The following is a 14,492-nucleotide window of genomic DNA, read 5'->3' on the forward strand; positions in this document are numbered from 1 at the left end:
TTTAATTTAGAATTATGAATCTTGAATCATAGCCTTGAGTGTTCACTCTCCACTTTTTTAAATTTTCCCCATAGGAAACCTCCTACACCGGCAGCAATGATAATCCATATCGGGGAGAAGCCCAATAGCCAGATCAATAATGCCGATACGACGGGGATCCATAAGTTGTACCGGTTGATTTTGGCCGACCGTCCCATGGTGAAAGTCGGTGCGGCGATCAATGCCACCACGGCGGGTCGTATTCCTTTAAATATGCGTTCTACAATCGGATTGTCTTTGAAAGAATGGAAAAAGAGCGCGATGGCCAGAATGATAATAAATGAGGGGAGTATAGTCCCCAGTGCTGTGACAATACTTCCCCGGATGCCACGCAGCTTATATCCTATAAAGATAGAGATATTCACAGCCAGAATACCCGGAGCGGACTGAGAGATAGCCAGCAGGTCGATAAAGTCTTCCTGTGCGATCCATTTCCGTTTGGTTACGATTTCATTCTCAATAAGTGGAACCATTGCATAGCCTCCGCCAATGGTGAAAGCGCCTATTTTAAAAAAGATTCCAAATGATTCGAGGTAAATGTTCATTCTTCTTTTTCTCCTCCTTCCTTATCGGACTTGTTTTCTTTTCCAGCCTTGCCCTCCTTGTGGGGCTTGCCTTCTTTTCCATATTGGCTGGGGCTTACGTTGAAGTGCTTCTTGAATACTTCACGGAAGTACTTCGCATCACTAAATCCTGTCATTTCTGCTATTTCTGTTATACTGTGTGTACCTTCTTTCAGCAACTTCACCGAACGTTTCAGGCGGATCAGGCGGATGTAATCGCCCGGAGCCTGATCGGTCAATGCCCTGAGTTTGTTGTAGAAGCTGGTACGGCTCATGCCCATCAGACTGCAAAGCACATCTACTGTAAGAGCCGGATTGTCTATATTATCTTCTATATTCTTCCGTACATTGGCGATAAACTTCCAGTCGATATCCTGCGAGCAGTTGATGCATTCGTCTTCATGATCATCCTCATCGTCCATATCCAGACTACCGTATTTGCTTCGCAAAAGGGCGCGGTTGATCAACAGATTGGAGACGGTAGCTTTTAATATTCCAATATTAAATGGCTTGACAATATACTCGTCAGCACCAATCTGAAGGCCGGACAATATGTCTTTTTCATTATTAAGAGCTGTTAGCAGGATAACAGGGATATGCGACGTTTCGATATTATTTTTAATGGCGTCACACAATTCATCCCCTCTCATTTCCGGCATCATAATGTCCGAGATAACCAGTTCCGGTTTGTATTCCGGAATGATGGTCAGTGCTTCTTTGCCGTTGCAGCAGTTCTGTACCGTATATTCTTCTGCCAGTGTCTGTGACAGATAGTTGCGCAGTTCGTCATTATCTTCTACGATTAGGATTCGCTGATGATTCGGATTCTGTTCCTTATGCACATTCTCATAGATGCTGGCAGGCACATTGGTTGTACTTGTTATTTCTTGCCGGCGTTTGCTTGGTGTGGCAAGGTGTGCTTTATGGAAGCGTTTGCTGTCTTTGGGGAAAGATATCTTAATCACCGATCCCTGATTCTCCACGCTCGACAGGTTGATTTTGCCCTTGTGTAACCGGACAAGTTTCCATACCAGCATCAAACCGATACCACTTCCCGTCACTTTCGAATTGATGGCATTGCTGCCACGGAAATGAAGCTTGAACAGTTTCTTTTGCTCGCTGGCTGGAATACCGATTCCGGTATCCTTCACTTCCACGCTCCACGAATCATTGTTCTCTGATACGAAAATCTGCACATTACCATTTTCCGGCGTGTATTTTAATGCGTTCGATATTATATTCTTCAGAATAGATTCCATCTTTTCCTTGTCAAACCATACATTCATATACCGGAAATTGCTTTCGTACGTAAAGTTGATATGCTTGATATTGGCATAAGGCTGAAATGCATTGAATATTTCTGTCATGAACGTGTTTAGCTCATGCTCCGAAATGTATAATTCCGAAGAATAAACATCTGCTCTCTCAAAGTTGATAAGATTCGTTGTCAGACGCAACAAGGCATTTACATTGCGTATGGCAGTGTTCATGTTGGCTATGCCTTCCTTGCTCAGAGCTTCTTTTTCGCGCAAATCTTCCAGAGGAGCTTTAATCAATGTCAACGGGGTGCGTATATCGTGTGCCGTATTGATGAAGAAGTGTATTTTTTCATCGGAAACCTTCCGCTGTTTTTTCAGAATAAGAACCCGCAGGATGATAACAGCAATGAGGGAAATCAGGATTGCATACAATATCATTGCCCAGGGAGTGAGCCAGAAAGGCTGGGCAATGATAATATCAATGCTTCTTTCTTCAAGCATCACCCGTTGGTCTTCGTTGGAGATGGCACGCACACGCAATACATATTTTCCCGGAGCGAGGTTGGTATAACGGATTGTACTTTCATTGCCGGGTTTGCTCCACTCTTCGTAAAATTCTTCCAGCTTCCATGAATAAAGAACATTGGAAGGATAATCATAGTTGATGGAAGAAACCATCAGTGAAAAGATATTCTGATTATATTTTAGTCTTAATTCTTTGGTTTCGTTGATATCTTTTTCCAGTGGTGAATTCTTGTCTCCCGGATATACCGTCTGATAAAACAGCTTGAAATCACTGAAGATCATCTTGGAAGAGTACGTCCTGGGGAGCTTCATGTCTTTATTGAACTCTATGGCACCGTCCGAGCTACCGAAGATAAAATTGTTATTTCTGCGCAGGGTACCGGACAACGCATTGAAGTGCGTAGTCATCAGTCCCATTTCCTTTGTCCAGTTGTAGAAGGTTTTTTGTTTGGGATAGAAGCTGGTGAGTCCGTTCTCCGTACTTAATAGAATTTCATTGTCTTCATCCGATAATATCGTGTAGATATTGTTGGATATCATGGCACAGTTTCCTGTATAATAATGGGTAAACAACTTTGTCTGGGGATCATAAATCAGTACTCCCGATCCGCTGGTACCTATATACAGTGAGCCTTGTTTGGTCTGATACAGGGAGTAGACATAGGTAGATTCTACCGGCAGTTGGATGCGTTCATATTTCCCGGATTCTATATCCAGAAGAAACAGGCCTGTTGCCGTACCTATCCACATACTTTTGTCATCCTTTTCGATGATGGCGGTAACGGAATGCAGTCCGTGGTAGAGCCGTATGTCTTTGGTCTGTACGTTGATTCGCTTCAGGTTATAATATCCTCCGCTCCATACATAACCGCGTGAGTCTTTGCGTATGTCACGTATGTATTTATCCGGACGTATACTTTCATGAGCATACGAAGCGGGTGTAAAATAAGTTGTTTTCGACGTGCGTTTATCTATCTGATAAAGTCCCGAGAAATATCCGCCTGCCCAAATAATGCCGGGAGATACTTCACATAAGGTTGTAAATATATGATTTTTGCTGTTCTGTACATTCTCAAAGGTGCTCAGAAACGAGCGCCATTTTCCGGTTTTTGAGTCTTGCAGGCTAATTCCGTTGTTGGTGCCATACCATAAGTCTCCCTCGCTGTCTTCTATGATAGAGTTCACCTGGTCGTTAATCAGCGACTGCTTATTACCGACAGAATGTTTGATCCATTTATAACTCGGATAACGATTGTTCTGAATGGTAATTCCTATCGGATAGTTTGCCATCCATATCCTTTCTTCGTCGTCTATGTAGATGTCGTTAATGCTGTTGCCGTTCATGCCATTGTAGCTGTTGTAGTCTGCTACGATAAAAGGTACGGTCTGGTACGTATCGACATTCATCTTATAGATACCTCCGCCATCGGTAGCAATCAGCAGTTCTTTGGCATTCAGTGGTTTGATGCGTGATATACTTACGTCTTTCAGGCTGACTTCCGGTTGTGTGATGGTTTTTGTGTTCATGTCGTAAACCATGACGCCCCGTTCGAAGGCACCGATGAACAGTTTGCGGATTTTGGGGTCGAAGTGTAAATCGTTAACTTGAATATTGACGTTGTCTAGCTTGTCGCAGGGGAGAAGTTGCAGTGTGTTGTTTTTCAGTTGGGCATGATGAATACCCATCTCCGTCCCGATAAAATAGTGGGATTCGTCGATTTGTTCGATGTCGTTTATAGCTTCGCTGAGGCAGTTTTTAACATGAGTAACCTCTTCCGTCCGGGTGTTGTAAAGGAAGATCGTTTCTTCGTTGCACAGCCAGATATGATTGTTATGATCGATCCAGCTGAAAGTAATGGGAGCCGGTAAATCCTTAAAGTCTTCTATCGGCAACTTGTAGACGAGTTCGAAAGTGTCATGAATACGGTCATACCGGAAAATCTTGCCTTTCTTACCGATTTCCCATAGCGTTCCTTCCGGATCGATATATAACCAATTCAGATTTAACAGCGAGTTGAGTTCTTTGTCGCCGTCCATTAATTTATACCGTTTAAACTCTTTGCCGTTGTACCGGTCGATTCCCTCGTGCGTAAGGAACCACATATATCCAACATTGTCTTTTTGAATGTAGTACACTCTCCGGTTGCTTAACCCGTCTTCCACTCCTAGATACTGATAGGTCTGGGCGACACAGGTCAGAGGAAACAATAATAATAAAAAAAGCCATTTTTTCATACAAATAGGACTTTTATGGGTTATTGAATCTTTAGTGAGGGGGAAAGTTTGACAAAATTAAGAAGATTTTTCGACACTACAAAATTTTAGGTTAAGATAACGGTGCTCTCAAAGTGAAGTATACAGGAGCTTTCGCAGCTATTTGTATATCCTGTTTATTTAGGGAAATTAAGTTGTAATATGCAGACTTTGGGTATGGAAAAGGAGTTAAAACAAGAGGCTGTTACTTTATAACAAATAACAGCCTCCGTTTCAATGATAGAAAGATATCTTATTTAGTCTTCTCTTCTACCCATTTGCGGGCATTGACAAATGCTTCTATCCATGGAGTAATCTGATCGCTGTTCTTACGGTCAGCAGGATAGCAGCCATTCTGCCACGGGAAGATAGCACGTTCGAGGTGAGGCATCATTGCCAGATGGCGGCCGTCGGCGCTGGCAAGACCTGCGATAGAATAATCGGAACCGTTCGGGTTGCCGGGGTATTCATCGTAGCTGTATTTTGCCACTACGTTGTATTGGTCTTCATCGTAAGGCAGAGAGAATTTACCTTCTCCGTGAGCCACCCAAATACCCAGTTTGCTGCCGCTCAATGAGCCGAACATTACACTGCGGTTGGTCGGGATTGTCAGGCCTACATAAGTCGATTCGAATTTATGTGAGTCGTTGTGCAGCATCTTGCCTTTCTTTTCGTGTTCCGGATTGATAAGTCCCAGTTCCATCATCAGCTGGCAACCGTTGCAGATACCCAGTGAAAGCGTATCTTCACGTGCGTAGAACTTGTCAAGTGCCTCTTTGGCTTTAGGGTTGAATAAGAAACCTCCTGCCCATCCTTTGGCCGAACCGAGTACGTCGGAGTTGGAGAATCCACCGCAGTAAACAATCATGTTTACATCTTCCAGTGTTTCGCGTCCGCTGATCAGGTCGGTCATCGTCACGTCTTTCACGTCGAAGCCGGCAAGATAGAGTGAGTAAGCCATTTCGCGTTCGCCGTTCGTTCCTTTCTCGCGGATGATGGCAGCGCGGACACCGCTTGGAGTACGACGGTCCGGAGTGATACCATACTGAGAGAGTTTACCTTTGAATCCGGGCATGAAAGCGAATTCAACCGGTTGCATCTTATAGTTTTCGAAACGTTTCTTTGCGCAGCCGTTCATAGACTGTTTGCGGTCGAGCAGGTAAGAAGAAGAATACCATACATCACGCATATAGTCAACGCCGAACTGATAAGTAGCGTCGCCCTTCGATACCAGGATATGACGTTCGTCGGTCGGTTTACCCAGTTTCACGAATCCTACGCCTGCATCTTCCAGAATCTTTTTCACTTCTTCTTTATGCTTGTCGCTGATCTGGATCACGATACCCGGATTTTCTGCAAACAGAATCTTGATGATATCTTGTTCCTTCATCTTGTCGAGGCTGATTTCCATACCGCCTTCAACGTTGGCGAAGCACATTTCCAGTAATGTAGTGATCAGACCACCTGCTGAAATATCGTGTCCTGCCAGGATCAGTCCCTTGTTCACCAGTTCCTGTACGGCAAGGAAAGCATCGCGGAAGTATTCGGCATCCTGTACGCAGGGTACGTCGTCGCCAACTTTACCCAGAGACTGTGCAAAAGCGGAACCTCCGAGTTTCAGTTCGTCGAAGCTGAAATCGATATGATAGAGTGTTGTCTTTTCGTTGTTCACCAATACCGGAGATACGACTTTCTTCACGTCGGATACTTCGCCGCCGGCAGATACGATCACTGTTCCCGGAGAAATCACTTTCTCGCCGTTCGGATATTTCTGTGTCATGGACAAAGAGTCCTTTCCGGTAGGAACATTGATTTGCAGAGCGCAGCAGAAGTCGCTCAATGCTTTCACGGCAGTGTAAAGACGGGCGTCTTCACCTTCCTGTGAGCGGCACGGCCACATCCAGTTGGCAGACAGGGAAATGCTGTCCATGCCTTCTGCCATCGGAGCCCAGACAAGGTTTGTCAGTGCTTCGGATACCGAAAGGATAGAGCCGGCAGCCGGATCAGCCAGTGCGGCTTGCGGAGCGTGACCGATAGAAGTGGCGATACCTTTTTCACCACGATAGTCGAGTGCTACGACACCACAGTCGCTCAACGGCAACTGAAGTTCGCCCTGGCATTGCTGGCGGGCTACTTTACCCGTTACGGAGCGGTCTACCTTATTTGTCAGCCAGTCCTTACAAGCTACGGCTTCGAGTTGCAGCACATTGGTCAGGTATTCATGTAATTTCGGCAATTCGTATTCCGGCATTTTATAATGACGTTCTACGGTCTTGTCGATCATATAAGTCTTCGGAGATGAACCGAACATCTGCTCAACGGCCAGGTCGAACGGACGTACGCCGTCTGCCTGCTGGAAAGAGAAGCGGTGATCGCCGGTTGTTTCACCTACTACGTACATCGGAGCGCGTTCGCGTTCGGCAATCTTACGTACATGTTCGATGGCTTCTTCTTTGATCAGAAGTCCCATACGTTCCTGACTTTCGTTGGCGATGATTTCTTTAGCGGACAATGTCTTGTCGCCGATCGGAAGTTTGCTCATGTCGATCAGACCGCCACATTCTTCCACCAATTCCGACAGACAGTTTACGTGACCTGCCGAACCGTGGTCGTGGATAGAAACTACCGGATTCACATCTTCCTCGCAGAGTGCGCGTACTACGTTGTTGGCACGTTTCTGCATTTCGGCGTTGGCACGTTGTACGGCATTCAGTTCAATACCGCTGCTGTAACGACCGGTATCTACAGAAGATACGGAACCGCCACCCAGTCCGATACGATAATTGTCGCCACCGATGACGACTACTTTGTTTCCTGCTTCCGGAGTACCTTTGAGGCAGTCGCGTTGTGTGCCGTAGCCTACACCGCCCGCAAGCATTATAACTTTGTCGTAGCCATAAACTTCGTTGTTTTCCGTGTGTTCGAAAGTCAGTACCGAGCCGCAGATCAGCGGTTGGCCGAACTTGTTACCGAAGTCGGAAGCACCGTTGGATGCCTTGATCAGAATCTGTTCCGGAGTCTGGTACAGCCATTTGCGTACCGGAAGAATATCTTCCCATTCGCGGCCTTCGTCCGTGCGGGGATAAGAAGTCATGTAGACAGCAGTACCTGCGATCGGGCATGAACCTTTGCCACCACCCATACGGTCGCGGATTTCACCGCCTGTACCGGTAGATGCGCCGTTGAACGGTTCTACAGTTGTCGGGAAGTTATGAGTTTCTGCTTTCAGTGAGATGACGCTTTTGATGTCTTTCACCTGGAAGAAGTCAGGTTTTGAGTGATCTGCCGGAGCAAACTGTTCAACTACCGGACCTTCGGCGAAGGCTACGTTGTCTTTATAAGCAGAGATGATTTTATTCGGATTCTCCTGTGTGGTCTTTTTGATCATCTGGAACAGAGACGATTCCTGTTCTACACCGTCGATGATGAATGTTCCACCGAATATTTTGTGGCGACAGTGTTCGGAGTTGATCTGTGCGAAACCGAAAACTTCGGAGTCAGTCAACTTGCGTCCCAGATCGTTTTCTACCTTTTTCAGATAGTCCATTTCTTCTTTCGAGAGTGCGAGGCCTTCTTTCTCGTTGTAGGCTTCGAGGTCTTCGATGGATACGATAGGTTCCGGTTGGCGGTTGGTGGTGAATACGTTTTGGTCGAGTCCTTTGTACATGCGTTGCAGCATCGGGTCGTAGTCGGCATTTTCATCTTTTACCGGAAAATATTCCTCGATGCGGAGAATGTCTTCAAGTCCCATGTTTTGGGTGATTTCTACTGCGTTTGTACTCCAAGGGGTAATCATTTCGCGGCGTGGGCCGACGAAACAGCCTTTCAGGTTTTCTTCACTTTCCGTCACGGCTTCTCCAAAAAGCCAGCAGAGTTTATTACTTTCGTCCGGGGTGAGCTGATGGTTGCTCTCTACGGCAATCACGCTCTTGGAAGGGGTTCTGAAAAAAAGAATCATGTTTATTTTTTGATTTTACGATTTTTCTGTGGCGCAAAGATAAGCAATTTTGGTGTATATAGTGACTCTTGTGTGGAAAAAACGTTAATATCCTATCCTCTTCTCATAAAAAAGTGCGATATTTGCGGCATGATTCAGATTGAAACAATATTCGATATAATAGTGAAAGGCTTTATTATAGGCGTTGTTGTGTCCGCACCTCTCGGACCGGTGGGGGTTCTCTGCATTCAGAGGACGCTGAATAAAGGGCGCTGGTATGGATTTGTGACAGGGCTTGGAGCCTCATTAAGCGACATAGCTTATGCTCTGTTGACAGGTTATGGTATGAGCTTTGTGTTCGATTATATCAATAAGAATATTTTTTATCTGCAGTTGCTGGGCAGCATCATGCTGCTGCTTTTCGGAATCTATACCTTTCGCAGCAATCCGGTACAATCCATCCGTCCGGCATCGTCCAACAAAGGTTCTTACTTTCACAATTTCATTACCGCATTCTTTGTCACGCTCTCCAATCCCCTGATTATATTCTTGTTTATCGGACTATTTGCCCGTTTTGCCTTTGTGCAGCCCGGTGTCGTGGTGTTCGAAGAAATTACGGGATATCTTGCCATTGCTTCGGGGGCGCTGGTGTGGTGGCTCGGAATCACTTATTTTGTGAATAAAGTGCGCACTAAGTTTAACTTACGGGGCATCTGGATACTGAACCGTGTGATTGGCAGCATTGTGATGCTGGTGTCAGTGGCGGGATTAATCTATACGTTGCTGGGAGAGTCACTTTATTAAGAAGAAAACTTATGAATCAGATAGCCAAACAGCTTAAAGAGAAAAACATTGCCGAGTACCTTATATATATGTGGCAAGAAGAAGACCTGATCCGCGCCAATCATGGTGAGCTGGAGGAGATCGAGGCGAATGTGATCGCCCGTTATCCGGAAGATCAGCGTCCTGCCCTGCGAGAGTGGTACGGCAACCTGATCACTATGATGAATGAGGAGGGGGTACGTGAAAAAGGTCATTTGCAGATTAACAGGAACATCATCATCAAACTGACAGAACTTCATAATGCGTTGACTTCTTCTCCCAAATTTCCTTTCTACAGTGCCGCTTATTTCAAAGCATTGCCGTTTATTGTAGAACTGCGGAATAAGAATGGCAAAAAAGAAGAGCCGGAACTGGAGACTTGTTTCGAAGCACTCTATGGACTACTTTTGCTTCGTCTGCAGAAAAAGCCTGTCAGCGAGGGGACTATGAAGGCGGTAGAAGCTATCAGCAGCTTTCTTTCCATGTTGGCAAACTATTACGATAAAGACCTGAAAGGGGAATTAAAACTTGATGAATAAATGAGAATTTTAGTGACGGGTGCCAATGGTCAGCTTGGCAATGAAATGCAAGTTCTTGCAAAAGAGAATCCGCAACATACGTATTATTTCACAGATGTGCAGGAGCTGGACATCTGTAATAAGGACGCTGTTTGGGCATATATTGCTGAAAAGCGGATTGAGCTTATTGTTAATTGTGCGGCATATACAGCAGTAGATAAAGCGGAAGATGATTCGGAACTGGCTTACAAGCTGAACAGTGAAGCTCCTAAAACGCTGGCATGTGCAGCGCAGTTTAATGGTGCGGCGATGATTCAGGTGTCTACCGACTATGTTTTTGACGGCACCGCTCATATTCCTTATACAGAAGAATGCGATCCATGTCCGAATTCGGTATATGGAACAACGAAACTTGAAGGAGAATATGAGGTACTGAATCATTGCGAAAAGTCAGTCGTTATCCGTACCGCATGGCTTTATTCCACTTTTGGCAACAACTTCGTGAAGACGATGATCCGTCTGGGCAAAGAGCGTGATAGTCTGGGAGTCATTTTCGATCAGGTAGGAACTCCTACTTACGCCAATGACCTGGCACAGGCCATCTTTGCTATTATTAATAAAGGCATCGTTCGTGGAGTCTATCATTTCAGCAACGAAGGAGTCTGCTCCTGGTATGACTTTACGGTAGCTATTCATCGTTTGGCAGGAATCACTTCATGCAAAGTGAAACCGCTGCATACGGCGGAATATCCTACAAGAGCGAACCGCCCTGCATATTCCGTACTCGATAAAACAAAAATAAAAACAACGTTCGGCATCGAAATACCTCATTGGGAGGAAAGCCTGAAAAGATGCATCGATACTTTATAATAAATATGGCAGATAATACAGAAATACAGAGACGGCGAACATTCGCCATTATTGCGCATCCGGATGCCGGTAAGACATCATTGACGGAGAAGTTATTGCTTTTCGGTGGTCAGATTCAGGTGGCAGGTGCGGTCAAGAGCAATAAAATCAAGAAAACGGCTACTTCCGACTGGATGGAGATTGAGAAACAGCGTGGTATCTCGGTGACAACTTCCGTAATGGAATTTGACTATCGGGACTACAAGATCAATATTCTTGATACTCCGGGTCACCAGGACTTTGCCGAAGACACATACCGTACGCTGACTGCTGTAGACAGCGTTATCATTGTAGTAGACGGAGCGAAAGGTGTGGAAACACAAACCCGTAAACTGATGGAAGTGTGCCGTATGAGAAAAACTCCGGTCATCATTTTCGTTAATAAAATGGACCGTGAAGGTAAGGACCCGTTTGACTTGCTGGACGAGCTGGAAGAAGAACTGATGATTCAGGTCCGCCCGCTGTCATGGCCTATCGAACAGGGAGCCCGCTTCAAAGGAGTATATAATATTTATGAGAAGAAACTGGACTTGTACCAACCTTCCAAACAAGTGGTGACGGAGAAGGTAGAAGTCGACATACATACGGAAGAACTGGATAAGCAGATCGGTAAGCCGCTGGCAGACAAACTGCGTGGCGATCTGGAACTGATCGAAGGAGTTTATCCGGAACTGGATGTGGAATCTTATCTGGCAGGAGATTGCGCACCTGTATTCTTTGGCTCTGCCTTGAATAATTTTGGTGTACAGGAATTGTTGAACTGCTTTGTGGAGATTGCTCCTAGTCCTCGTCCTGTACAGGCAGAAGAGCGTGAAGTGAAACCGGACGAACCGAAATTCACCGGATTCATCTTTAAGATTACCGCCAATATCGACCCGAATCATCGTTCGTGTGTAGCATTCTGCAAGATATGTTCGGGCAAATTTGTACGTAATGCACCCTATCAGCACGTCCGTCATGGCAAGACCATGCGTTTCTCATCGCCCACCCAGTTTATGGCACAGCGGAAAACGACCATTGACGAAGCCTATGCAGGAGATATCATCGGTTTGCCGGACAACGGAACTTTCAAGATCGGTGATACGCTGACGGAAGGAGAACTGCTCCATTTCCGCGGTTTGCCCAGCTTCTCACCGGAGATGTTCAAGTATATCGAAAATGCCGATCCGATGAAGCAGAAACAGCTGGCAAAGGGTATCGACCAGTTGATGGACGAAGGTGTGGCACAGTTGTTTGTCAATCAGTTCAACGGCCGCAAGATTATTGGTACGGTCGGACAGTTGCAGTTTGAGGTTATCCAGTATCGTCTGCTGAACGAGTATAATGCTTCTTGCCGTTGGGAACCGGTAAGTTTGTACAAGGCTTGTTGGGTAGAAAGCGATGATCCTGCTGAGCTGGAAGCTTTCAAGAAACGTAAATACCAATATATGGCGAAAGACAGGGAAGGACGTGACGTATTCCTTGCCGATTCAGGTTATGTGCTTCAGATGGCACAAATGGACTTCAAGCACATTAAATTCCACTTCACAAGTGAATTTTAGTCTGCTTGGTGGAATTTAACAAAAATAATTGGTAAAAGGGGAAGAATTATGTTACCTGTAAATAAGGGAAGGAGAAATGAATACAACATTTTGGGAGAAAATCCAGCAGGGGGATGAAGAAGCATTCCGGCAACTCTACAATGAATATTCGGATTTACTTTACGGATATGGGATGAAGATTGCCGGTGATGATGATCTGGTAACTGAATCCATTCAGTCTTTGTTCGTTTATCTGTATGAGAAGAGGCAGAGTTGTTCCGAGCCTCAGTCCATATCCGCTTACCTGTGTGTGGCGCTGAAACGCATGCTGCTGAATGAGTTGAAGAAAACTGCTAATGGCGTATTCACATCATTGGACGAAGTTAACTCAAGCGAATATAGATTCGATTTGGAGATAGACATAGAAACAGCGATTGTCCGTTCCGAACTTGAAAGAGAGCAGTTAGAAGTTCTGCAGAAAGAAATAAATGGCTTGACAAAGCAGCAGAGAGAGGTATTATACTTGAAGTATTATAAAAAACTGAATTCGGACGAAATAGCCGAAGTGATGGGACTGACTTCCCGTACTGTTTATAATACTACCCACATGGCAATATCCAGACTGAGAGAGCGATTGAGCAAATCATTCCTGTTGACTGTAGCTGCTAATTTATGGATTTTTAATTGAGGTGAGGATATGGAGAATAGGAAAGAACTTCTGGAACAATATATGGAAGACGGCAAACTTCCTCTGAAAGGTGAGTTGTTTGCACGGAAGTCTGTAGTTGGTGGGAAGTTAGAAGAATTTCGTGAAGAAAAACGTGCGGATGCATTAACAAGCAGACCGAACGCTGCAGGAAGACAGAAACTGATTGTTCTTAGGAGCAGTTGTATCTACTGGAGAGTAGCGGCCCTGTTTATCCTGCTTTTCGGAATAGGCGGTTATTACTATCTGTCGGAAGAGAAGATTACGTCTGAAGCAGTAGCTGTCGATTACAAGCTACCGGATGGCAGTTCTGTGAAGCTGATGCAAAACTCAACTTTGTCTTATAATAAAGTGAGTTGGCTTTGGGGGCGTAAACTGAATCTGCTCGGATCGGCCTTTTTTGACGTGACTCCGGGTAAAACATTTACTGTACGAACGGAAGCCGGAGATGTTACGGTGTTAGGTACAAAATTCTTGGTCGAGCAGGAAGGAAAAACGATCACTGTCAATTGTGAAGAGGGAACAGTGAAGGTAGAGACACCAATCGGCGAACAGACATTGAATGCCGGTGAAAGTGTACGCTGTGATGAGAATAAGATTGGTCCTGTTCAGGAAAAGGAAGAACTGCCCGAAGTACTCGGTTATGAAGATGATCCGCTGGTCAATGTAGTAGCAGATATTCAGCATATCTTTGATGTGGAAGTGGTAGGGTGTGAAAAATATAATGAACTGTACTATAACGGAACCATCCTGACGAGAGATCTGCACGAAACATTGAAAAAAGTATTTGGTTCTTTGGGAATCAATTATCAGTTGAGCGGGCAGAAAGTCATATTAGAATAGACGGGAACAGAAGTCCACACCGTAAAAAAGAGAAATTATCCTTGATATAAAGCAGGAAGTGAAATATTTCTGCAATTAAAAAACGCCTCTCAGAGTGCTCTGGAAGGCGTTTTTTAATTAAATCTATTTTTTCTTCTATTTTTCTTGGTAAAAAAGGAAAGAAAGCTCCTCTTATAAATATAAGGAACTATTTATAAACAGACAATAGATAACAGGTGGATGAACTGTCCATGGCTAGACAGAATTTTAAGGGGAGTAAATTAATAATTAGGTAGAGAATTAGATTGCTTAAGAGAAGAAGTCTCTTGAAAAGAACGAAGAATGATGCCAATTGCTGTTTTAAAAGAAAGCAATAGCGAACGAATTGGCAATTAGTAAGTGAGTTTAATTTTATTGTTTTCCAAATGTGAGAGAAAATTGAAAGGTTTTCTCTCACATTTTTTATGGGGTTACGGATTCGTGAGCATCAGCTTTTTAGTAATTTTAATATAGTCAAACAAGATAAAACTAAGATATCGTGTTTATTCATCTTACTTTGTAGGTTGTAATAAAACTAGTGATGTAAATAATGAATAAAAATGGATTTAGTCGATGTGCC

General features: G+C 44.6%; 9 protein-coding genes. 6 read left to right on the forward strand and 3 right to left on the reverse strand.

Annotated elements, in window-relative coordinates; translation table 11 throughout:
- Positions 1–26: 26 nt before the first annotated feature.
- The 3 genes from DW640_RS20575 to purL all read right to left on the reverse strand — a co-directional run bounded on the left by DW640_RS20575 (position 27) and on the right by purL (position 8,597).
- Positions 27–584: a chromate transporter gene (locus DW640_RS20575; RefSeq protein WP_055221371.1), complete on the reverse strand. Its 558-nt coding sequence runs from the start codon at positions 582–584 to the stop codon at positions 27–29.
- On the reverse strand, positions 581–4,621 hold the full coding sequence (locus DW640_RS20580) for a response regulator (RefSeq protein ID WP_062694691.1): 4,041 nt from the start codon (positions 4,619–4,621) through the stop codon (positions 581–583). Before DW640_RS20580 ends, DW640_RS20575 begins: the two co-directional genes overlap by 4 nt.
- A gap of 271 nt (positions 4,622–4,892) precedes the next feature.
- A complete protein-coding gene (gene purL, locus DW640_RS20585; RefSeq protein WP_117578897.1) occupies positions 4,893–8,597 on the reverse strand; it encodes a phosphoribosylformylglycinamidine synthase in 3,705 nt (1,234 codons plus the stop codon).
- A 129-nt stretch (positions 8,598–8,726) separates the two neighbouring features.
- Here purL and DW640_RS20590 point away from each other — a divergent pair, with 129 nt between their 5' ends.
- The 6 genes from DW640_RS20590 to DW640_RS20615 all read left to right on the forward strand — a co-directional run bounded on the left by DW640_RS20590 (position 8,727) and on the right by DW640_RS20615 (position 13,894).
- Entirely contained in the window at positions 8,727–9,380 is a 654-nt protein-coding gene (locus DW640_RS20590; RefSeq protein WP_008767802.1) for a LysE family translocator, read from the forward strand.
- Between the two features lie 11 nt (positions 9,381–9,391).
- Positions 9,392–9,937, forward strand: a complete 546-nt coding sequence (locus tag DW640_RS20595; RefSeq protein WP_117578898.1) for a DUF4924 family protein — start codon at positions 9,392–9,394, stop codon at positions 9,935–9,937.
- Positions 9,938–10,786, forward strand: a complete 849-nt coding sequence (gene rfbD, locus DW640_RS20600) for a dTDP-4-dehydrorhamnose reductase (RefSeq protein ID WP_008767804.1) — start codon at positions 9,938–9,940, stop codon at positions 10,784–10,786.
- A gap of 5 nt (positions 10,787–10,791) precedes the next feature.
- Positions 10,792–12,366, forward strand: coding sequence for a peptide chain release factor 3 (locus tag DW640_RS20605; protein ID WP_008763318.1), 1,575 nt, complete (start codon positions 10,792–10,794; stop codon positions 12,364–12,366).
- Between the two features lie 76 nt (positions 12,367–12,442).
- Positions 12,443–13,033 carry an RNA polymerase sigma factor gene (locus DW640_RS20610; protein WP_008763319.1) on the forward strand — a complete coding sequence of 197 codons (591 nt, stop codon included), beginning with the start codon at positions 12,443–12,445 and terminating at the stop codon, positions 13,031–13,033.
- A gap of 9 nt (positions 13,034–13,042) precedes the next feature.
- Positions 13,043–13,894 (forward strand): FecR family protein, encoded by an 852-nt coding sequence (locus DW640_RS20615; protein WP_011107954.1) that lies wholly within the window; start codon positions 13,043–13,045, stop codon positions 13,892–13,894.
- The last annotated feature ends 598 nt before the right edge of the window (positions 13,895–14,492 follow it).

This window comes from Bacteroides sp. AM23-12, assembly GCF_003434395.1.
Lineage (GTDB): Bacteria > Bacteroidota > Bacteroidia > Bacteroidales > Bacteroidaceae > Bacteroides > Bacteroides thetaiotaomicron.

Bases quoted from the DNA above. Each gene is read 5' to 3' on its own strand.
- DW640_RS20615 (WP_011107954.1), top strand. From the start codon at position 13,043: ATGGAGAATAGGAAAGAACTTCTGGAACAATATATGGAAGACGGCAAA.
- rfbD (WP_008767804.1), top strand. From the start codon at position 9,938: ATGAGAATTTTAGTGACGGGTGCCAATGGTCAGCTTGGCAATGAAATG.
- DW640_RS20610 (WP_008763319.1), top strand. From the start codon at position 12,443: ATGAATACAACATTTTGGGAGAAAATCCAGCAGGGGGATGAAGAAGCA.
- DW640_RS20590 (WP_008767802.1), top strand. From the start codon at position 8,727: ATGATTCAGATTGAAACAATATTCGATATAATAGTGAAAGGCTTTATT.
- purL (WP_117578897.1), bottom strand. From the start codon at position 8,597: ATGATTCTTTTTTTCAGAACCCCTTCCAAGAGCGTGATTGCCGTAGAG.
- DW640_RS20575 (WP_055221371.1), bottom strand. From the start codon at position 584: ATGAACATTTACCTCGAATCATTTGGAATCTTTTTTAAAATAGGCGCT.
- DW640_RS20580 (WP_062694691.1), bottom strand. From the start codon at position 4,621: ATGAAAAAATGGCTTTTTTTATTATTATTGTTTCCTCTGACCTGTGTC.
- DW640_RS20595 (WP_117578898.1), top strand. From the start codon at position 9,392: ATGAATCAGATAGCCAAACAGCTTAAAGAGAAAAACATTGCCGAGTAC.
- DW640_RS20605 (WP_008763318.1), top strand. From the start codon at position 10,792: ATGGCAGATAATACAGAAATACAGAGACGGCGAACATTCGCCATTATT.